The 22,067-nt window shown below is 31.8% G+C and carries 15 protein-coding genes; 2 read left to right on the top strand and 13 right to left on the bottom strand.

The features are described 5' to 3' along the window. Positions 1–1,084 precede the first annotated feature (1,084 nt). From H6553_09845 to H6553_09865, 5 genes are all read right to left on the bottom strand, one after another. Entirely contained in the window at positions 1,085–5,899 is a 4,815-nt protein-coding gene (locus tag H6553_09845) for an AAA family ATPase (GenBank protein MCB9034127.1), read from the bottom strand. Positions 5,900–6,647: 748 nt separating this feature from the next. Then, positions 6,648–7,262: a deoxynucleoside kinase gene (locus tag H6553_09850; GenBank protein ID MCB9034128.1), complete on the bottom strand. Its 615-nt coding sequence runs from the start codon at positions 7,260–7,262 to the stop codon at positions 6,648–6,650. 90 nt (positions 7,263–7,352) lie between these two features. Beyond that, positions 7,353–8,354 carry a tryptophan--tRNA ligase gene (gene trpS, locus H6553_09855; protein ID MCB9034129.1) on the bottom strand — a complete coding sequence of 334 codons (1,002 nt, stop codon included), beginning with the start codon at positions 8,352–8,354 and terminating at the stop codon, positions 7,353–7,355. A gap of 222 nt (positions 8,355–8,576) precedes the next feature. Then, positions 8,577–9,527: a sodium:calcium antiporter gene (locus tag H6553_09860; GenBank protein ID MCB9034130.1), complete on the bottom strand. Its 951-nt coding sequence runs from the start codon at positions 9,525–9,527 to the stop codon at positions 8,577–8,579. 1 nt (position 9,528) lies between these two features. After that, positions 9,529–10,149, bottom strand: a complete 621-nt coding sequence (locus H6553_09865; GenBank protein MCB9034131.1) for a uridine kinase — start codon at positions 10,147–10,149, stop codon at positions 9,529–9,531. A 112-nt stretch (positions 10,150–10,261) separates the two neighbouring features. Between H6553_09865 and H6553_09870 the strand changes: the two genes are divergently transcribed. After that, complete coding sequence (locus tag H6553_09870; GenBank protein ID MCB9034132.1) at positions 10,262–11,158, top strand: bifunctional 5,10-methylene-tetrahydrofolate dehydrogenase/5,10-methylene-tetrahydrofolate cyclohydrolase; 897 nt, start codon at positions 10,262–10,264, stop codon at positions 11,156–11,158. A gap of 24 nt (positions 11,159–11,182) precedes the next feature. Here the strand turns inward: H6553_09870 and H6553_09875 are convergent, their stop codons facing one another. Then, complete coding sequence (locus H6553_09875) at positions 11,183–12,190, bottom strand: DHH family phosphoesterase (GenBank protein ID MCB9034133.1); 1,008 nt, start codon at positions 12,188–12,190, stop codon at positions 11,183–11,185. A gap of 103 nt (positions 12,191–12,293) precedes the next feature. Between H6553_09875 and H6553_09880 the strand changes: the two genes are divergently transcribed. Beyond that, positions 12,294–12,713: a nucleoside-diphosphate kinase gene (locus H6553_09880; GenBank protein MCB9034134.1), complete on the top strand. Its 420-nt coding sequence runs from the start codon at positions 12,294–12,296 to the stop codon at positions 12,711–12,713. Positions 12,714–13,108: 395 nt separating this feature from the next. Here H6553_09880 and H6553_09885 read toward each other — a convergent pair whose 3' ends face one another. The 7 genes from H6553_09885 to H6553_09915 all read right to left on the bottom strand — a co-directional run bounded on the left by H6553_09885 (position 13,109) and on the right by H6553_09915 (position 22,037). Then, a complete protein-coding gene (locus H6553_09885; protein MCB9034135.1) occupies positions 13,109–13,831 on the bottom strand; it encodes a DUF2490 domain-containing protein in 723 nt (240 codons plus the stop codon). Positions 13,832–13,990: 159 nt separating this feature from the next. Next, a complete protein-coding gene (locus tag H6553_09890; protein ID MCB9034136.1) occupies positions 13,991–14,944 on the bottom strand; it encodes a sterol desaturase family protein in 954 nt (317 codons plus the stop codon). 418 nt (positions 14,945–15,362) lie between these two features. Next, entirely contained in the window at positions 15,363–15,752 is a 390-nt protein-coding gene (locus H6553_09895) for a DUF3060 domain-containing protein (protein MCB9034137.1), read from the bottom strand. A gap of 141 nt (positions 15,753–15,893) precedes the next feature. Beyond that, on the bottom strand, positions 15,894–18,272 hold the full coding sequence (locus H6553_09900; GenBank protein ID MCB9034138.1) for a penicillin acylase family protein: 2,379 nt from the start codon (positions 18,270–18,272) through the stop codon (positions 15,894–15,896). A gap of 63 nt (positions 18,273–18,335) precedes the next feature. Then, a complete protein-coding gene (locus tag H6553_09905; protein MCB9034139.1) occupies positions 18,336–20,288 on the bottom strand; it encodes an acetoacetate--CoA ligase in 1,953 nt (650 codons plus the stop codon). A gap of 162 nt (positions 20,289–20,450) precedes the next feature. After that, complete coding sequence (locus H6553_09910; protein MCB9034140.1) at positions 20,451–21,230, bottom strand: FKBP-type peptidyl-prolyl cis-trans isomerase; 780 nt, start codon at positions 21,228–21,230, stop codon at positions 20,451–20,453. Between the two features lie 30 nt (positions 21,231–21,260). Continuing rightward, the gene (locus H6553_09915) at positions 21,261–22,037 is read right to left on the bottom strand and encodes an FKBP-type peptidyl-prolyl cis-trans isomerase (protein ID MCB9034141.1); all 777 of its coding nucleotides are present in this window, start codon (positions 22,035–22,037) and stop codon (positions 21,261–21,263) included. Between the last annotated feature and the right edge of the window lie 30 nt (positions 22,038–22,067).

Consider the following 22,067-nt stretch of genomic DNA (forward strand, 5'->3'; position numbering starts at 1 on the left):
TTTTTCTGCTATAAATATTATTTGTTCATAATATTTTTATTTTCAATGGTATAGAAAGTTTGTGGTTTGCGTATTTTTCATTAAAATACGCATTAGGAAAAATAGGTTTTCATTTTGTTTGTTTTTAAGGTTGCGCAGCTACGCTAGCTTTACATTTTAGAGAGGATTTACTTAGTTGTTTCGTGTAAACACGAAGCAAGACGAGGGCATCTATATAGTTGGAGACTATCTTTTTGATGTTGTTTTTCTAGACACTAACTAAGATTATTCTTGAATAATGTGTTGCCCACAGGGCACAGCTTAATGCCCGTTGGGCAGCGTACAATGTTAGCTGGGCACAGTTGTTTGCCTACTTGGCAACTTTTAGTTTTGACTCGGTATGACAGTTAGTTCGTTGGGTATGAAACAATGTCCACAAGGTAGGGGTCATTATCTGTTGGGCATAGCTTAATGTCCGCAGGGCATAGAGCATTGCCCAGTTAAGAACAAGTTGCTAGTGTTCAATTTAATGATTATTTTATTGGGCACAGCTTAATGCCCGTTGGGCAGTATACAATGTTAGCTGGGTACAGTTGTTTGCCTACTTGGCAACTTTTAGTTTTGACTCAGTGTGACAGTTAGTCCGTTGGGTATGAAACAATGTCCACAAGGTAGAGGTCATTATCTGTTGGGCATAGCTTAATGTCCGCAGGGCATAGAGTATTGCCCAGTTAAGAATACTTTGCTAGTACTCAATGTAATGATTAATTTATTGAGCACAGCTCAATGCCCATTGGGTTGCGTACAATGCCGACTGGACAAAGTTATTTGCTCAGTCGGAGACCTTCATTATCACTCTCTGTGATGGTTTGCTGACTAATATTGTTTCGTGAGGACACAGACTAAGGAAGAGAACTCTATATATTGGCTAATTTTTATAGACTACTAATTGGCATTGCAATAATTAGTTTTGCTACAAAATCAGCAATGACTGGAGAATAAATATCAAACCAAAAATATAGATTGTAAAAATAAGCATCTGTTTATAGTTTGTAGCATTTTTTACCTAGTTGTGCAACGGTCACCGATGTTAGCCGTTCGGTTTTCATTTTTTAAACTTTTCAAATTTACTCAAGTCAATCTTCCCGACTATTTTCAGTCCACCGTTTTGGTTTATATTATTCCGTTCTACTGTCAAGTCATTTGTTTTATGTTCTTTTAAGTCTTTTAATTGTATGTCAATTGCTGTATCGTTGGCTTTGATAAAATATTTCATTTCAGAAAGTCCAAACACGTTTACGTTGTCGTGTCCCGAAACATAGCTGTTGTTTTCTATGTAGTTCTCATCATTGAATAATGCTTTTTCAATGTCTTTGGCGTTTAAGATTTTTGTGTTGCCAAAGTTGTTTTTGTATGAATGTCCAATTTTATTGATAAACGGATTTGAAATAGCCGTATATGGGTGCAAAACAATCAAATAATCTTTTGCTCTGCTGATTGCAACATTGTAAATGTATTCTTTTGACAAAAGTGCTTTTTCGTGTCCTGAATAGAAATAGTTGTTTGGATTGCAAACAAAAAACACAATATCACATTCATCGCCTTGAAAACCGTGAACTGTGTCGGAAAACACTTTTACGTTTTCAGAAATACCGTAAGATGTTATCAATTTATTCAGCAAAATTGCTTGTGCTTTGTATGGTGCAATTAGTCCGATTGTCCATTGTTCGTTTTCATTGATTTCGTCAAAATATCTGATAATTTCAGAAACTAAAATTGCACAATAAGTATGATATGAACTGTAAAATAGCTTGTTTACTTTATAAATAGAATTGTCTTGATTTAGCGGAATATCAACAAATGTTACGTTTGACGAAATCAACTTTTTAAATTTTTCGGGCAATTGTTTGCTTTCTTTTCTGTTCGTTTCTCTGTCGTGTTTTAATAGACTTGAATAGGAAAGTTCGCTAAAAAGTTGTCCGATTTGTGGAATACTTCGAAATTGCGTATCCAAATTTTGAATTGTATCATTTTCTCTAATTGTCTGTTCTGCGGGATTAAAACTTTCAAGGTTCATCATTTTGTAAATGTTTTCGTCTTGAAAATCAAAATTTTCCAATTCTTTTTCGTCAATTTCAATAACAGGTGGAATTTGTTTCGGGTCGCCTGCAACCATGAAATTTGTGTTCGGATTTGTTTTGAACAAAGCCATTATTGCAAAAGTTATGTAATGCAAACCCGTCATTGATGCTTCATCAAAAATTACATAGTCAAAGTTTCTATGTTTAAAAAGTTTGTATTCAAAATTCTCTCCGTCTTTTTCGCCATTGATTTCAAAGTAGGGCAAACGATGAATTGTTGAAGTAACAACATTTATGTTGTGTAGTGATTTGTTGTCTAATGTGTCCACATAAATACCACTTTCTTCTAATTCAGGGTCTGTTGGACGACTTAAACGAACAGCGTAGATGTTAGGATTGATGTCTTGTAATTTTTTACAAACTACGTCCGCTGCCTTGTTAGTTGGCGTAAGCACCAAAAATTTCGTATTTGGATTTTCAGCTAAAATGTCGTTTATATTATTACAAAGTGTTGTTGTTTTACCTGTTCCTGGTGGTCCATAAATGAAATTCAAAGAAGGTATTGCTTCTTGAATGGTTTCCCACTCGTCAATATAATTGTCGTTCGTAAACGCTTTGTATAATCTGTCAAGTAAGTCAATAACAGGTGTAAAGTTAATTTCAACTTTAAAAATGTTTGAAAATCGAGAAAGCGTATTGCCTGATAATGGTTCACGGCAATAAATCAACAAATCTTGCCCTTTTTTAGAAACACCTTCAACAGTTATATTTTCTCTATTGCCGTTTCCAAAAACAAGCGAAACTTTAAAATCGTCTGCATTTTCAATTTCAGGCGATATGTAGCTACTTGCACCACAAAGTAGAAAGTATTTATTATCGGCTTTGTATGGCTTAATTTCCTGAAACGAAATTGATTTTTGTTTCTGTGTGTCTTGCTTTTCTCCGTAAGTAGTAAGCAACTGCAAATACGCTTTAAACCAATCGTAAGAATATTTTACGCTGTTGTTGATGTTTTCTGCTAAATCAACTCTGCTTTTTTTGATTTCAAGCTGCTTTTTTAAATCTTCAATTCCTTTTGCAAATTCTTCATCTTCATCAAAATTTATTTCAGGTTTGCTTTGAGTTTCTTGACGTTCGTTTTTATCGTCTTTTTGTTTAGGTGTAAACTCGTTTTGTAAATCGTCTAAATCTTTGATAGTTTTTTCAATTTTTGATGTTTTCGGTTGTTCGGGATTTTCATAATCTAAATCGGTACCCGTATTATTTGAATTACGATTATTTCCATTATTTGCAGTCGTGGCGTTTTGTTTGGCTTTATCTTCCTCAATTAGTTTTCTAATTCTGTTTTCATCATAGCCGTCATTCTTAAATTCATTTAAGGTTTGCAATTTTCTTTCCGTTTCAGTTAATTCAACTATCGGCTTAAATTGCAATAAATCAATAAGTTGAATCGCTTGACAGCTGTCTTTTTCATACTCGTCAGCAAGTTCATTAATTGTAATTTCGTGAGGTGCTACAAATTTGCCATTATTGGATAAAAGCCATTTCAGTTTTCTAATTTTTCGTAAATCGGGTGATATGAAATATTCTGAACGAAAATTATGCCTACCATCTGGACGTGTTGATTTCTCGCAATATTGTAGTTTATCAATCTGTATTTTTTTAAGTATATCCCAAAAAATAATAGATTTTATTGAATCGTCAATTGATTCAATAAACTGCTCAATTCCATCAAAATAATATATTTTCTCCTTCTCGTAATATGTATCTTTGATTTGTTTAACAAATAGTTTTGGCAACTCTTTCACTCCCAATTTCAACAAAAATTCTTTCAAAATTTGTTGTTCCTTTTCGTCTGTAATAAATATGTAGTAATCTTCTAAATCTACAAATTTTGTGGTTGGTTTTGTTTCGAAGTACTTTTTTAACTCGAAGGTTGGAAAATATATTTCATTGGCAATTCCACGATAAGTTGTTTTATCGTTTATTGTTTTGTATGAAACAAATTCCTTGTCTTTTATTAAAGAAATAAATTCTTCGGGTCGTCCTTCTTTTTTCCAATAATTGAAGAATTTTTTGAAATGGGTTTCTGTATCTATATCTCCGTCTTTCTTATATAAAGGCAGTATGTTGTTGTAAATTTCGTCTTTCAAACTTGGCTTCTTGATACCGAAGCTTTCAATAAATTCTTTGGTTTTCTTGTTCTTCAGTAATTCGGAGTCAATCGTATTGTAAGTTAAACTCGCTTCGTCTAATGGCAAAAACAAAATACCGTGTAATTCTCCATTATTTCTTTCAAATGCAGCAACTGCATTTCCTTGTATATCCTTAAAAATAGGTTTTGTTTTAAATTTGTCTTGGTACGATTTTCTTTCAGACAAATATTCGTAAAACTTGTGTAGCCATTCATTTGATTGCGTTTTGATAAAATTGCTTGTAATTAAGTCTGCAATTTTATTTTCAAAATCCATATTTGATTTTATCAAATTAGGTTCTTTTCTGTCCCAAGACCTTTCAGAACCACCGTCAATATAATCTGTAATTTCCTTATCTTTTGTTCTACCGATTGTTGAGAAAACCCACTTTGCATTTTGATTTTTCACTAATTCTGCAAGTTGTTCGTTAGAAAACAAATTCGCCAAATCTGATGAATCTGCCCAATAAGCGTTTTGCTTATTGGCAAATGTTTTGCCTTTCGCAGGTAGTATTTCTTTTGTTTTGAGTGTTTGCTTTATTTTTTGATGAAAATCATCAAAAAAATCATCGTGTCCATATTCTATATTCTTGTATGGGATTATGTCAAGAATTTCATCATCAATCAGTTTTAATTCTTTTAGAATTAGTAAGCTGTCGGCAGCGAGTTGTGCAAGCAACTCAACCATATCTGTATTGTGTTCTTTAGAACGATGTATTCCTTCTCGGCTGTCCGTTAGTAAAAATGGTGCGTGAAGAATAAAATTTAAGTTTGTAGTTTCTTTTGTTGGAAAGAAGCAAAACGCAGAAAATTGTTTTGGTATTAGACTGTTTTTTTCGTCAAGAAAAAAGCCAATAGAGTAGGAATGATTATCTTCTGTTGAACGACTAAATAAATATAATTTTTCTGTTGTTTGGTTTAATCCAATTTGCTGATAGAGTTCGATTTTTTCGTAAGTGATGTCGTCAGTTTGTTTTTGTTTGTTACCTTTTTTGGTGTATTCTCCTGTTTCATTATCAGCATTCCATTTTACCTCTTGTAAGTTGGATAAGAACAAAGTAGGAAAAACTAATTTTTTCAACTTCTCTAAAATGTCTGAATGTGCCTTTTCTGCCGACATTTCGGCTTTGTTGAACGGAAAGTAAAAAACGGTTTCGTCCTTTTGTCGGTCAGACAAATCGCTTTCCAATTTTACAGGAATAATAAATTGGTTTATTTTAAATTGAAAATTTGGGTCGTATATGTATGGTGTTTCAGTGTATTGAAAAACAGCTTTAAAACCAACTCCAAATTTTCCGATTGATGATTCTGTTTTGTTGCTGTTGGCAATGGCTGTAATTGAGTTTATATGCCCAAGTTTGTTGTTTTCTTTATCTTCGTCTTCTGTGTTAGGATTGGAAACACTAAAAAGTATTTTTCCGTTGTGTTTGAAATATAAACCGTCAGTAGTTAGTTGAAATGAAGATTTTGTCGCTTTTGCGTCATTCGCATTTTGCAGAAGTTCGTAAATAAAATGTGCTTGGTCACTGTATTTTTCTACAACACTGTTTTTAATCCCACGCATTGAAGGTTTTTCAAGTGTTTTTGCACTGTCCTCTCTGTCTTTTACAAGTTTATCAAACCAAATTTGTTGTTGTTCTGTCATTGCTTATCATCTGTTATTTTCGGTTCTGTTGTCTTTGTCGGTGGTGTCGTTTAAACTGACGGCTAACGGCGGGGGCTTTGTGCAGTATTTTTTATACTCGAAGATATAAAAAATATTGCATCAAGGCCATGATGTGTCGAAGTCCCGCAGGGCGAGACATATCAATGGGCAAAGCCCCCGTCGATGTGCAAAATCCAAGCCCTTGCGTGGCTGTACCTGATGCAGAATGCTTCTGCAAATCAGGTACTGTAGCGGTGCAGCGGGATTTTGCACATCATCCAAATATACGCAATAAAATAACTTGCGTATATTTTTCTGCTATAAATATTATTTATTCATAATGTTTTTATTTTCAATGGTATAGAAAGTTTGTGGTTTGCGTATTTTAAATATCCTTGTAATTAATAACTTGCGTATTCTTTATTAAAATACGCAATAAAATATAGTCTGTAGTCCTCTACATATAGTTATGAGCAACTCCTTAAAGCATTGAAGGTATAGTTAAATCTTAATAATTCATCACAATAAAAAAAACGGTAATAGAAGTATAATGAAGAATCTCTATAGATTCCTTCTTTTCGAAGGAATGATGATATATGTTGATTTAGCTATATCTACAAAATAAATAGGAGATGCTACATTTTGTTCTGAGTGATAGTTAAGTGCTACTTTATAGTTTGAAGATTGCCACATTTTTTTCGTTCCTCAAAAAAAACGCAATGACGACTTAATTCTTAAAACAATAAAATCAAAATAAGCCAAATAGTTCTGCATTTACTTTTTCAATCACTTGGCTTAAATGCTCTGGATTATCAGCATAATTTAAATTGTCTACATTAATAACTAAAAGCGGACCTTCTTTATAGTTTTCTATCCAGTTTTCGTAGTAACTATTTAACTGTTTCAAGTAATCTAAACGAATATTGTCTTCGTAAGCTCTGCCTCGTTTTTCTATTTGTCCAACTAAAGTTCCTAAAGATGCTTTTAAATAAATCAATAAATCTGGCGGACGAATTTGTTTGCTTACAGTTCTGAATAAACTAATATAGTTTTCAAAATCTCGCTTAGACATCCAACCAATTTCATGCAAATTAGGTGCAAAGATATGTGCATCTTCATAAATGGTTCTATCTTGAATTACGGTTACATCACCTTCCTGAATTTCTAGTAATTGTCTTAATCTGCTATTCAAAAAGTAAATCTGTACATTAAATGACCATCGTGCCATATCAGCATAAAAGTCAACCATATACGGATTGTTGTCTTCTTCAAATCTAGCGTCCCAATTGTAGTGCTTGGCTAATAATTTAGTCAAAGTAGTTTTGCCAGAACCAATATTTCCAGCAATTGCTACATGTTTTATGGTATTGTTATTTTGTTTTTGTTTTGCCACTTATCAAATTTAACTGATTTTTGTTTACTCCAAAAAATTATTGGCGTTTATTTTATAAAATTACCAAATTTGTTGTAAACCCATTAATGCTTTTACACCATCTAAAGTTGCTTTTGCACTAGCTCTTGCTTTTTCTGCACCTTCTTTCGCAATTTTCTGAATATAGGCATTGTCGTTATCTAATGCATCTATTTTTTCTTTTATAGGTTGCGTGAAAGCAACAATGTCTTCTGCCAATTGTTTCTTCATATCACCATATCTAATAGTGCAATTGTTATATGCGGTCTCAAAATGTTGTAGTGTACTTTCATCAGAAACTAATTGCATCAACTGAAATAAATTTGCAATTTCAATACTTTTTTCGCTATTGGGTTCAGTAGGACCACTATCAGTTTTAGCACGCATTACTTTTTTTCTAATGCTATCAGCATCTTCTCTTAAAAAAATAGCATTGCCTTCTGCTTCGCTTTTTCCCATTTTTCCACTACCATCTAATCCAGGAACTTTAATTAAGTTGCCACTAAAATCAAAAGCATCTGGTTCAGGAAAAAAGTCTTTTCCATAAAAATGATTAAATCGTACCGCAAAATTTCTAGTCATTTCTAAGTGTTGCTCTTGGTCTTTTCCTACAGGAACTTTATTGGCTCTATGAATTAAAATATCAGCAGCCATCAACACAGGATAAGTCAATAATCCAGCATTGATATTGGTATTGTGTTTTTTAATTTTCTCTTTGAACGAAGTACATTTTTCTAACTCGCCTTTGTAAGCAAACATATTCATTAAAGTGTACAACTCACTTATTTCAGGAACATCACTTTGAATATAAATGACACTTTTATTAGGATCTAAGCCACAAGCCAAATATTCTACCAAAGTATTGTGTACCGATGCTTTTAGCAAATCTGGATTTGGATGTGTGGTAAGTGCGTGCAAATTGGCAATAAAAAAATAGCAATGATAATCATCTTGCATCTTTAAAAAGTTTCTTACAGCACCAAAATAATTACCTAAATGCAAATTGCCTGTACTTCTTACACCACTTAAAACAATTTCTTTCATGTTGTAAAAATAGTAAATCTATACGAGACCAAATTTTAATATACAATTATTAACCTAAGCAAATTTATATGCAGACATTTGGTTTTGCATGGTTAGAAACATACGGAATCTATAAAGTGTTAGATTCCTGCTTTCGAAGGAATAACGGAAAATATGGTTGTGAAAATACTTTATTTTGCTTCTATTATGTGCAACAATCTATACTGCTAATCATTTAATAAACTAAAAATGTAGCGTTGTTACTTGATAGATGAATAGGATATAAATAAAAATAAATAACAAACCTTCCCAAACAGAAATGCGTTTGTCTTGTGTCAATAAATAAAAAAACAAACCACTCACCATCATCATTGGTAATGAAAAATGAGCAATATCTTCAGGGATTTTTAAGCTACCAAAAAACGAAGCAACAGAAGGAACAATAAGCGTATTGAAAATACAAGAACCTAAAATATTGCCAATTGCCATTTCTGCTTTACCACTACTAATTGCTGCAATATTTACAAATAACTCTGGTAGTGTAGTACCTAAAGACAAAACCGTAAGTGCAATTATAGATGGAGCAATTTGTAGTGCTGTTGCAATATCAGTAACTGCTGCTATGGTATATTCTGCTCCAAAATATATGGCTACACTTGCTGCAAGTAAAATAAATAATTGTAGCAATGGAAATTTATTCTCTGAAGTGGTTGTTGCTGCTACTGCTACTTCCACTTCATCGCTTTCATCATTTTTCACTAAATAAAAAGCATAAGTAAAAAAGATGAGTAGTAATATAATTGCTTCAAATAAATAAATATGTTTATCAAATACAATAGTAAAAAATACTAAAAAAGCACCTATTAAATAGTGCAAATCAATAAAAATATATTTACTCTTTAGTACAATAGATTGTCTGTTAATTACAGTAACTGCTCCAGTTATTAGTAGTAAATTAGAAATATTAGAACCAATTATATTTCCTGCAACTATTTCTGGCACATTGTTTTTTACTGCCATAACTGCCGAAACCAATTCTGGCAATGAAGTACCAATGCCTACAATAAAAACACCAATTACAAATGTAGGTAGCTTAAAATACTGACCAATAGCTTCTGCTGCTTTTGTAAAATATCTGGCAGCTAATAATAGTACTAGCAATGCACCAACAAACAACAAAATGCTATTTATCATACTATACTTTAGATTTAATATAAGTTTTTATAACATCTAAACCTCTGTCAAAACCAGTTCTATCATCATTGTTAATAACAATATCACAATTTTTTTTGTGTGGTAAAATATATTTATCAAATGATGGATACACATGTCTTTCGTATCTGTACAAAACATCATCTAAAGGATAATTTCGTTCTTGCTTATCTCTTACAATTCTTCTAATGAGTTTTAAATGAGATGACACATCAACAAACAATTTTAAATCCATCATGGCTGCAATTTCAGCAAAATGATAGACAAACAAACCTTCTATAATTAAAACCTTGGCTGGTTTATAAGTAATTGTAGACGCAGTTGCTAGCGGATTATTAAAAGTATACTCTTGTATAACTACTGTTTCTCCTTTAATTAATCGTTTTACATCATCTATAAAATCTTGCTTTCTAAAAGAAGTTGGCAAGTCGAAATTTTTAATCTGATTTTCATCGTACTCTTGATCTTCTCGCTTTTTATAGTAGTTATCTTGACTCAACAAGCAGACTTCTTCTTCAGAAAAATAACCTTTTAACTGATTAACAAAAGTAGTTTTTCCACTACCACTTCCACCAGAAACGCCTATTACAAAACATTGATGCATTAGATTGAATTTTGTATAATTGAGCAACAAGATAAGCATTATATATATGTGGAGAAAATAATACGAGCTATTTTCAAAAAATCTTATTGATGATTTATCTTTGTAGCAGATGATGCAACTCATAGACGGTTTAAAAATTAGTCGAGCAATTAAAGCAGAAATTGCTGAAGTAGTTAAAGAATTACAAGCTCAAAACAAAAGAGTACCACATTTGGCTGCTATTTTAGTTGGTAATAATATTGCTAGTGCTACTTATGTTAATGGTAAAATTAAATCTTGTAAGGAAGTTGGCTTCCAATCTACATTGATACAATTACCAGACACCATTACCGAACACGAATTGATTAGCGAAATTCATCTCTTAAATAATAATGATGCTATTGATGGATTTATAGTACAATTGCCATTGCCAAAACACATCGACGAAAAAGATGTAATTAATAATATTTTACCTAGTAAAGATGTAGATGGTTTTCATCCTGTTAATGTTGGAAAAATGGTATTGGATTTGCCTGGATTTTTACCTGCCACACCAAAAGGAATTTTGGAATTGCTAAAAAGATATCATATTGAAACCGATGGAAAAAATGTAGTTGTTGTAGGTCGAAGTAATATTGTAGGCATGCCTGTAAATATTATGTTGAGTAAAAAAGCATATCCTGGAAATGCTACGGTTACTTTATGTCATAGTGCAACAGTAAATTTAAAATCATATACTTTAGAAGCAGATATTATTATTGCAGCTACTGGAAAAATTAATTTAATTACTGCCGATATGGTTAAAGATGGTGTAGTAATTATAGATGTAGGTATGAATAAACTAGAAGATGCTTCTAAAAAAAGAGGTTATCGTTTGGTTGGCGATGTTGACTTTGAAAATGTATCAAAAAAAGCATCATATATAACGCCAGTTCCTGGTGGCGTTGGCTTAATGACTGTTGCTTCGCTACTACAAAATACACTAGAAGCATACAAAGGCACTTACTACGATAAATTAATTGGTTTGTAATATGATAAGTAGCAAACTACAACACTATTGACTACTTAATTTCAAGTCTTTAAAAATTTTTAATAGCTTCTGAATGGTGTCTTCCATACTTAAAAAAGATTTTCCTCCACTCGCATTTCTGTGTCCACCACCTTCAAAATAAGTACTACAAATTTCTTGTACCGAAATATCATCTTTACTTCTAAAAGAAAGTTTAATCATGTTTTTTTCTTCTTTCAACAACACAGCAACTTTTACTGCTTTTATACTTAATGGATAGTTGACTAAACCTTCTGTCTCTCCTGTTTTTAAATTGTATTTATACACATCTTTTCTGTCGATGCGAATATAACCCAAAGCCAAATCTTCGTGAATAAACATTTTTCTGTTGAGTGCATTGCCTATAAAACGCAATCTTTCTTCTCTACTATTTTGATTCAACTCATTTTGGACTGCCATCATATCTAAACCACAGTCTAATAATTGTGCTGTTATTTCTAGTGCTGCTTTATTGGTTGCACCATTAGAAAATCCACCTGTATCTGTTAAAATTCCAGTATAAATACAAGTAGCAATAGCTTTAGTAAACTGAAAGTTGGGTTCTATCATCGTAATAAAACGATGAATTAATTCGCAAGTAGAACTAGCTTTAACATCATGCAAACTAAAATCTACAGCTTCCATTGGATTGATATGATGGTCTATCAAAACTAATTTTGCATTTTCATTAGCTACTACAGGAATGTCTACTGGTGATATTCTAGATAGTTCATTAAAATCTAAACAGAAAATGATATTGGCTTCTGCAATAGCAATTTTACTTAAATTTTCTTCTTCTAAGTAATTATAAGTAAACTCTTCACCTGGCATCCATTTAAAATAATCTGGGTATTCTGTTGGTGTAATGACTCTACAATAATGTCCTTTATCTGTTAAATAATTATACAAGGCCAACGAAGAACCCATGGCATCTCCATCTGGTTTTTGATGTGTAGTAATGACCACATTTTTTGGTGTTGCTAAATAGTCTTTCAATTCATCGAGTGTCATCATAGTACAAAGATGAGGAAATATTTATAGAAAAGTATTTAAAAGCACAATAGTTTAAATTTAACTTTATATACAATTGATTACCTTTGCACCAAATTTAAACACTATGTCAAGTAACAGAACATTTACCATGATTAAACCAGATGCAGTAGAAGCCAACAATATTGGTTCTATTTTAGCAATGATGACAGAAGCTGGTTTTAAAATTGTAGCCATGAAATATACTAAATTGTCTGCTGAGCAAGCTGGACAGTTTTATGAAGTACACAAAGAAAGACCTTTTTATGGTGAATTGGTTGAATTTATGAGTAGAGGTCCGATTGTAGCTGCTATTTTAGAAAAAGACAATGCAGTAGAAGCTTTTAGAAAATTAATTGGTGCTACCAATCCTGCTGATGCTGAAGAAGGAACGATTAGAAAAAGATTTGCAAAATCGATTGGTGAAAATGCTGTTCATGGTTCTGATAGTAATGAAAATGCAAAAATTGAAGGCAACTTCTTTTTTAGTAAGTTAGAACAATTCTAAATCGCTTATATTTATAACGCAGCGTCCTCTGCGAGAAACATTGAAATGAATCAAAATATTATTAAAGCTGTATCTTTTTGGTCCAGCTTTTTTAGTTTATTTTCTTGCAGACAATGCAGAATTTCGCAGACATAACACCATACTTTTTTGAAATTTAATTAACCCAAATTATGCATTCCGAACCTTCGGAAGGAAAAATAGGTTCATTTTGTTTTTGTAAAAGGTTGCGTAGCTACGCCACGCTTTACTACTTAAAAGCCAGTGCTAATAAAGTTGAAGTACTACGCACTTCCTGTTTAGAATTAGAAGTATGAAATACTTCAATTTGAGTAACCATGTGTGCAACTCATGGTATAAAAAGCATCTAATGCATAATTTGGGTTTAATCAATAAAACTATTCTTTTTCTTTCTTTTTTATATCAAACGAAGTAATAAAATTAGCTCTTATTACTTGTCTACTTAAAAGCAAACTACTAGAAGTATTTTGCATCCAAAAGATATGCATTAACTCAACTGCAAAATGTTTGTTGAGTGTATATTTCATAGCTGTTGACAATCTGTTTTGGTCAAAAATATTAGCACCAACTGCTTTTCCTGCACTGATTAAAACTTCATCGGCAATGGTAATGTTTAAATGCTGTTGTTCTTTTTCCCAAACTTTAAAATCTAATCCAAATTGATAACGAAATCTAAAATTATTCTTATATCCATCCAATAATTCTGTATATGTTTTATTTACATTATGTGTAAACTTATGTTCAAATCTATATCTATGTGCTAAACTCAACCAATCTTTTATTGTTTGTTTGTTTGCGATTTCTAACTGCCAACGAAACTCTGGCACCAATTGAGTTTTACTTTCTGCTGGTGTTGAAGCACTATTTAAGAAGTGAGCAAATGCAATTCCGACTTTCCAATTATTATTTAGTTTTCTGTTTAGTAATAATCTAAGTACTTGTGTTTGTTGATGATGCACTATTGGCGACACAAAAAAACGAGTATCTATTTCTGAGTTTAATTCTAATTTTTGTGGCAATGATATGCTGTTTGTCCATCTAAAAAATAGTACCGATTGGTGTTCTTTTTCTTTTTGTGCTAATACACTTATTGGAAGCATGCTTAATAAGCACACTAGCAATGCAATAAATGATTTCATCTGTGTTGTTGTGTTGTTGTATAGCAAAGATACAATATCTTATAAGAAAAAAAGATTATACAATAAATTCACTTTTAAATACTTAAATACTTTTTTATATATTTTATTTAAAATTATATTTTATAAATCATCACGAAGTTGTTTTTGTAAAGTCTTAGCTCTTTGATCTGTACCGTTGTGCGACCAACCTGGTGATTGTATGAGATAATTAATTTTATCTTTTAAGGTTGGTGCATTTTTTACATCATGAATAATATTTTGCACTTCATGAAAAGTAATTTTTAATAGATTATTAGTATGTATATTTGTTGTAATGCCATAAATACATTTTTCGTTTGGATCTTCTGCTTCAAAAGAACCAAAAAGTCTATCCCAAATAATTAAAATACCACCATAATTTTTGTCTAAATATTTTATGTTTGATGAATGGTGTACTCTATGATGTGATGGTGTATTAAAAATATATTCGTACCATTTAGGTAGTTTTTTAATCATTTCGGTATGTGGCCAAAATTGATAAATTAAATTGATTTGGTGTAGTGTTAAAATCAACAAAGGATGAAAACCAAGAATGGCTAAAGGAATATACCACATATCTTTATATAATAATTCTAACCAACTTTGTCTTAGTGCTGTTGCTAAATTATAGTTCATAGAAGAATGATGATTAACATGTGCTGCCCACAAAATTCTAATTTCATGACTTAATCGATGATGCCAATAAAATGCAAAGTCTTGTAAGATTAAACACAAAGCCCAAATCCACCATTGATTCCAATGAAAATAAAAATCAATAAAATCTACTGTGTTTGTTGGTCCAAGTGTATCAAAAATTCTAAAATGATTATAAAAGAACAATAAATAACCAACGCTGATGGCTTTAACTGGAATGTCTAAAAACACAGAACCAAGTCCTAACCCAATACTTGCAAAACCATCTTTAAAATAAGCTTTATTAGGTTTTACTTTTTTAAGAATGTAAAAATACAATTCAATTAGAATCAGTAAAACAAATCCTGGAATTGCGTAGAGTGCAGGATCATTAAAATCTAATGGATTAAAAAGCTCGAACATATTGTTTAATTGTGTTGTATAAGTAAACACAAATTAACGGAAAAATAGTAATTCTTACAACTTGAATATTTGGCGTGTTGTTTTGTAGAATACAAAATAAGATTTGCTAGCAAGATTAGTCGAACAGAAAACCAAGTAGTAGATAAAAGAATATTATAATAACTTTTTTCTTGATATCTACCTATCGCTAGACAGGCAAAAGTTACAAAATCCCGAAATAAATTCGGGACAAGACTGCAATATCTACCTGTCGGCAGACAGGAATTCTTAACGCTCGAACTTCATAAAAAAGCTACAAATCTTGAAACTCGTTCCGAAAAAATATTCGGAACTCAAACAACAATATTTGCTAACGCCTTTTTATTTGTTCTTGCTAAACCAGCCTGCGGTTGGCAGGTTTATTGAAGGTCGTTATCTTTTATTCATTATCTGATTTGTTCATGGCATCAGTAGAAAATCTGCCTACATTGTTATAACCACCTTTGTCTTTTACAATAGGTTTTCCATTAGCATTTGTAGATGATTTCCATTCTATAAAATTATTATTGCCTACAATTTCAATTTCATTCGCACCATCAATATAAATATCATTCATATTGCCTTTTATAGTAATTTTATTCATATGTCCAACAAAGTAAAGTGTGCTATTTTTACTGGTCAATACAATATCTTGATTATCGACTTGAATAGTGTCTTCTTGTCCATCATAAAACAACATTTTTAAATCTTGTATTGTTGGTTCATCTGCGTATAGCTTTATTCCTACGAATACAACAAGTGCTAGTACAATAACTTTTATTGGTTTCATTCTATTCTTTTTTATTATTAAATATACAAAAATTGTGCTAAGATTTTTGGTTTAGTATTTCATTACGCAGAGTCTTCTTTGAATGACTCTGAGAGGAAGTAGTATGACACCAATACATAATGTCTAATTACAAATGACTAGTTATGCTTTCTTCAAAATCAATTCGTGTTGTTTGTGTTGCTCTACTTTATTTCTAGTAAAACACATTGGTATAAACTCGCCTTTAAACCATTTCCTCAATTGGTTTTTGTAGTACGGACTAGCCATATTGCCACTGTTTCCTAATGGCATAATAATTTTAGAATTATCAAAATCGCTGAAATCTATAATTTGACGATAAGAAGCAGAACCTAATTCACCACCAAATCCTTCATCATTTATAGTAAAAGTTTGAAAAGGGGTGTCGGTGTCGCCACCAATTTCGTAAGGACCAACATCGAATATTTTTTTGAGTGCTGGCACTACAGTAAATGCATGAGGAAAAACGATAGCGTGTAATCTTCCCCAATTCCATTTTTTCAAATCTGTTCCATAATTAATTTTCAACCAATCAACAGCATCTTTAAAACCATCGATTAGTAATTTTTCTTTACCACCACTTGCAGCCAACCACACCGAATTTGGATTGTCTAACACTCTAAATAAGGCAGTGGTATTATGTCCAATAAATGCATTGATTGGTGCATAGATTGCATGAAAACCATGACCTAGATATTCTCTAATGAGTTCTTTATCTTGAATCATATTTCTATACATTCGTTTTACAATCATTTGTTTACTTACTTTGTATAAAGAACCTTCTATTTCGTTTGGGTCTAAAACGCCATTCCAAGCCAAAAGTTTATCTAACAATTGCTGTAACTCTGCATTTGGCATGATAATATCTTTAAAGTACGATTTATATTGAACTGTTGGCGTACAAAACCAGTCCATTTGCATTTCTGTAAAATCTGCAATACCCACTTTATTTTTGCTGTCCATCATTTTGGTTAAACGATTGGCTCTATAACCATTCATATAAATATCGCCTAAGAAATATTCATATTCGTTGCTTTGTATTTTATTATTGGCTGTAATAATATATCCTTTTGATGGATTTAAAGCATGTGGCATTTTTTCAAACGGTACAAATTCTTTCCACTGATTTTCTTTTAGCGAACCATCTTGTGGAACAGCTGCAAATTGTTTATCTCTAATGGGCACTTTACCAGAGTTATAGTAGCCAATATTTTCTTCTTTGTCGGCATATACAATATTTAAACCTGGTGCTGTTATACATTTTACAGCAGTTTTAAAGTCGTCCCAATTTTTAGCTCTGTCTAAATCGAACCAACCTTGAAATGACAAACCTGGACGAAAGGCCATAGAACATAAACTCAGTTGTTGATGATTGTGATTGGTAATATCTGACACAATAACACCTCTATCTGTAGCATATACTTTTTCTACATGTGGAATTTTCTGATCTTTTATTTGTATTTTTTCTTCATATATGATAGTATCTTTTATTGCTCCATCATATTCGTAATGTAGCAATGAATCATCAGTGAATTTTTCAATATATATATCTTCTAAATCTGTATATGACAAAGTAATTCCCCAAGCAATATGTTGATTGTGACCAATTAGAATAGAAGGTAAAGCTGGAACAGAAACACCAGTTACATTAAAATCTTCACTTTCTGAAACAATATGCATTTGGTACCAAATATTTGGATTTTTTAATGTTAGATGTGGATCATTACACAAGAAAGGTTTTCCAGTTTTAGTTAAACTACCATGAACAGACCATGCATTGCTGCCATTTATTCGTGGAAAAAACGCTCCATCTAAAGCACGAAATTTTCCATCGACAGTAAAGGCATTGATTTCAATATCATTTGGTAAAGTAACTGGATTGTATTTTGGATATGGATTGTCGATTTCTTCAGCAGCTTCTACTCCAATCTTAGCAATAAGTTTAGCACGCATAATTTCGTCATACCAACCAAAAGTCATTAAAGAAATGAGCATTCTTCCAAAAGAAGCTACATCTATTGGATGCCAATCTTCTGGTTGATGTTTTAGAATAGCAAACTCAACTGGTAATTTAGATTCTTTATGGTGAATAAATGCGTTGATACCATCACAATATCGTTTAATGAGATTTTGTACTTCTTCCGATAATAAATCCCAATCTTGTTTAGCAATTCTTTCATAACCTAAAGTCCTTGCTACTCTATCAGAATCTAAGGCATCTTTACCAAGGAACTCGCTTAGCTTACCACGAGCTGCTTTTCTGTTGAGTTCCATTTGCCACAACCTATCTTGTGCATGCACAAAACCTTGAGCAAAAATAGCATCGGAAATGGTATTGGCGTACACATGAGGAATTCCCCACTCATCTCTTATAATATCAATATTTTCGCCTATATTATCAATATATATGTTACCATCTAATTTTGGTAATCTGGCTCTACTTGCAATATGTTTGGTAAAAGGTTTTCCAACAGCACCAGCAATTTCGTCTAATAATGACATATTATCCTTTTTAGTGATGTAAAAGTAAACATTCTCACCATAAATAAGGATTAAATGTAAAAATTATGTGTTTTGATTGTTATACCAATCTACAAAATCATTTAGTGATAATGGATTACGCATAGTATCTAAGGAAGCTGCTTTTGATTTTTCAGTTCCATTAAATATTTTTTTGATGGCAATTTCCATTTTCTTTCCTGAAATGGTATAAGGTACATCAGATACTTGAAAAATTGCATCTGGAATATGTCTTGGTGAATACTTGTTTTTAAGTGTCTGTTTGATTTCGAGCTTAATTTCCTCTGACAAAGCTGCATCATTATTCATCACTACAAATAATGGCATAAAATAACTTCCATCTGCTTGTTCATTACAAATAACTAAACAGTCTTTTATTGCATCGATGCTTTCTACAGCACTATAAATTTCTGCTGTGCCAATGCGTACACCATCTCTGTTTAGTGTAGCATCACTTCTACCGAAAATAATAATTCCATTGTGTTTGGTAATTTTAATCCAATCGCCATGTTGCCAAACTTGTTTTCCGTTTTCATAGTAAGAAGACAAATATTTTTCATTATTATTATCATTCCAAAAATATAAAGGCATAGATGGCATTGGTTGTGTAATCATTAGTTCGCCTAATTCGTCTACTACAGATTTTCCGTCTTCGTTCCATGCTTCGATAGCAGCACCTAACATTTTACATTGAATTTCACCTTCGTACACTGGCAACATCGGACAACCACCAACAAATGCACTGCATACATCTGTTCCTCCACTAATAGAAACCAATACAATATCGTTTTTTACTGCGTCATAAATCCAACGAAAACCTTCGTTTGGTAAAGGTGAACCTGTAGAACCAATGGTAATTAATGCAGAAAAATCATAGGTAGATAAATCTAAATTGTTTTTCATACTGTTGATGTGAAATGCAGCACCAACGCCAAAATGATTTATTTTTTGGTTAGCTACGAATTTCCATAAATTATATAAATCTGGATATGCTGGCGAACCATCATAAATACATAGTGTAGCACCACATAATAAAGAAGACAATGCATAATTCCACATCATCCAACCTGTAGTAGAGTACCATAAAAATCGGTCGCCTTTTTTTACATTTTGATGCAATGCCAATGCTTTGTAGTGTTCTAATAAATTACCACCAGTACTATGTGTAATGGCTTTTGGTTTTCCTGTAGTACCAGAAGAGTATAAAATCCATATTGGATGATTAAAATCGACTGCTGTAAATTTTAATTCTGTAACAACATCTTTTTCTATAACACTTTTCCAAGTTGTAGTGTTTGGTACGATAGCATTGCCAATAATTAAAGTATTGACGAGTGATGGTAATTGTGATTTTATTTGTTCTATCTCTGCTATTTTATCATATACTTTATCATTATAAGTATAATATTGTGCTGCAATAAAAATTTTAGGTGCTATTTGTTCAAATCTATTCAGTACGCTTTCTGTTCCAAAATCTGGAGAACAACATGACCAAATTGCACCTATACTATTAACTGCCAAAAATGCTACAATACTCTCAATATTATAAGGAAGAAAACCAACTACCCTATCTCCTACACCAATGCCATTTTCTAACAAATAAGCTTGAACTTTAATCACCTGAGTTTTTAATTCGCTCCAAGAAAGTGTTATTGTTTTTTGATTTTCACATTGATAGATTATAGCAGGAACATCATCAGTATAGTTTCTAAAAATATGTTCTGCATAACTTAGTGTAGCACCATTAAACCACGAAGCACCAAATACATCATTGTTCTGTTGTTCTAGTACACTTGTATAGTTTTGATGAAACTCAATATTAAAATAATCGGCAATGCTTTTCCAAAACAATTCTAAATTATCTACTGACCATTGGTGAACATCAAAATAATTATTATATTGTAATTTATATTTATTATTAATATATTGTATATAATTATATAAATTTGTTTTTCCTATAAATAATGGATTGGGTTGCCATAATTTTGAGTTGCTCATAGTGGAAATAAAAATACAAAATTATTGGGTTTTATTGGAGTGTATAAATGTAAGAAGCATTCAATTTTAAGATGGTAAGAAAAAAAACTGGTCGGTTAAGAAACCGACCAGTAAGTATTTAAAAATATTTATCAAGTAATAATGCTTGACAAAGTGGAAATATTATTTTCCAGCTGCTGCTTGTTGCTCAATCATTTTTTGCAAGTCTTCTTGACTGAATTGAGGTTCTTTAGCTTTTTCAATAGACAATAATTCTACTTCAAAAATTAAAGGTTCGTTTGGTCCAATGCCACCTTGTGGTTGTCCACTAGCACCATAAGCTAAATCTGCAGGAACATAAAATTTATATTTAGAACCAACAGGCATTAACTGTAAACCTTCTGTCCAACCTTTGATAACTTGACCTAAAGGAAACTCAACTGGTTCACCTCTTTCTACAGAACTATCAAAAACAGTTCCATCTAATAAAGTTCCAGTATAATGTACTTTTACATTATCTGTAGCAGTAGGTTTTGGTCCTGTACCTTCTGTAATTACTTCGTACTGTAAACCACTAGCAGTAGTTTTTACACCAGCTTTCTTTGCGTTTTTCTCTAAGAATGCTTTTCCTTTTTTCTCATTATCCAATCCTTGTTGGTATACTTCTGGATTAAACTTACGCATTAAAACACCTTCAATTTCTTTCTCATCTACACTCAATTTTCCATCTTGGTACATTTCATACATTGCTTTTGCCAATGCCATAAAATTGATGTTAGAATCGGTTTGTTTTAACGAATTAAGTTGCATTTGCATAGCAATTTGAGCACCAATTGCATACGCTACAGAATCGTCTGTTGTTTTTAATTTGTAACTCTTTAACTCATTAGAGCCACCAGATTTACATGCAGTAAAAGCAATAGCAATAACTGCTGCAATAAATAAAATTGTAATTTTTTTCATTTGGTTATAATCGATTTAATGTTTTAAATATTAATGTTGGTGATTTGGATCTGAATGATCATGTTCGTCTTCTATTTGAAAACTTGGAACTTGAGCTGGTTCATTACTTGGCTCAATACTAATTAACTCAACCTCAAAAATTAATGGCTCATTTGGTCCAATTACTGGTGGACTTCCATACTCACCATAAGCTAAATTACTTGGCAATAAAAATTTATATTTAGAACCAACATTCATTAATTGAACGCCTTCTGTCCAACCTTTAATTACTTGATTTAAAGGAAACTTAGCCGTTTGACCTCTTTTAATAGAACTATCAAATTCAGTTCCATCTAATAAAGTGCCTACATAATGTACTTCTACTACATCTGTAGCTTTTGGTTTAGCACCAGTACCTTGTTTTAAAACTTCGTATTGTATTCCAGACGCTGTAGATTTTACGCCTGGTTTTTTTAAATTATCTGCAAAATAAGCAGCTACTTCTTTATTTTTTTCAGCTGCTTTAAGTGCTTGTTGAGCTGTAAAATAATTTTGCAAAATTACTTGTGCTGTATCTTCTTTTATTAATGGTTGTGCTTTACCATAAGCATGTTTCATTCCTAGTGCAATTCCGTCGGCACTTGGTTTATCGACTGTATTATTAGACAAGTCTTTTCCTATTTGCAGACCTAATAAATAGCCGATAGTATCTGCTAATGTATTTAGTTGTGGTTTGCTAGGTTGTACTTGTTTTTTATTTTCTTTTTGCTCTGCAAATGATGCAACAGCTAAAGCAATTATGGTAAAAAATAGTAATGTTCTTTTCATGATTAAAATTTAGAGTTCAAAAATAAGATT

It is taken from the genome of Chitinophagales bacterium (genome assembly GCA_020636535.1).
Taxonomy (GTDB): Bacteria; Bacteroidota; Bacteroidia; order Chitinophagales; family JADIYW01; genus JADJSS01.

Excerpts from the sequence above, each read along its gene's own strand:
- H6553_09845 (MCB9034127.1), bottom strand. The coding sequence starts at position 5,899 with ATGACAGAACAACAACAAATTTGGTTTGATAAACTTGTAAAAGACAGA.
- trpS (MCB9034129.1), bottom strand. The coding sequence starts at position 8,354 with ATGAAAGAAATTGTTTTAAGTGGTGTAAGAAGTACAGGCAATTTGCAT.
- H6553_09860 (MCB9034130.1), bottom strand. The coding sequence starts at position 9,527 with ATGATAAATAGCATTTTGTTGTTTGTTGGTGCATTGCTAGTACTATTA.
- H6553_09865 (MCB9034131.1), bottom strand. The coding sequence starts at position 10,149 with ATGCATCAATGTTTTGTAATAGGCGTTTCTGGTGGAAGTGGTAGTGGA.
- H6553_09870 (MCB9034132.1), top strand. The coding sequence starts at position 10,262 with ATGCAACTCATAGACGGTTTAAAAATTAGTCGAGCAATTAAAGCAGAA.
- H6553_09875 (MCB9034133.1), bottom strand. The coding sequence starts at position 12,190 with ATGATGACACTCGATGAATTGAAAGACTATTTAGCAACACCAAAAAAT.
- H6553_09880 (MCB9034134.1), top strand. The coding sequence starts at position 12,294 with ATGTCAAGTAACAGAACATTTACCATGATTAAACCAGATGCAGTAGAA.
- H6553_09885 (MCB9034135.1), bottom strand. The coding sequence starts at position 13,831 with ATGCTTCCAATAAGTGTATTAGCACAAAAAGAAAAAGAACACCAATCG.
- H6553_09890 (MCB9034136.1), bottom strand. The coding sequence starts at position 14,944 with ATGTTCGAGCTTTTTAATCCATTAGATTTTAATGATCCTGCACTCTAC.
- H6553_09895 (MCB9034137.1), bottom strand. The coding sequence starts at position 15,752 with ATGAAACCAATAAAAGTTATTGTACTAGCACTTGTTGTATTCGTAGGA.
- H6553_09900 (MCB9034138.1), bottom strand. The coding sequence starts at position 18,272 with ATGTCATTATTAGACGAAATTGCTGGTGCTGTTGGAAAACCTTTTACC.
- H6553_09905 (MCB9034139.1), bottom strand. The coding sequence starts at position 20,288 with ATGAGCAACTCAAAATTATGGCAACCCAATCCATTATTTATAGGAAAA.
- H6553_09910 (MCB9034140.1), bottom strand. The coding sequence starts at position 21,230 with ATGAAAAAAATTACAATTTTATTTATTGCAGCAGTTATTGCTATTGCT.
- H6553_09915 (MCB9034141.1), bottom strand. The coding sequence starts at position 22,037 with ATGAAAAGAACATTACTATTTTTTACCATAATTGCTTTAGCTGTTGCA.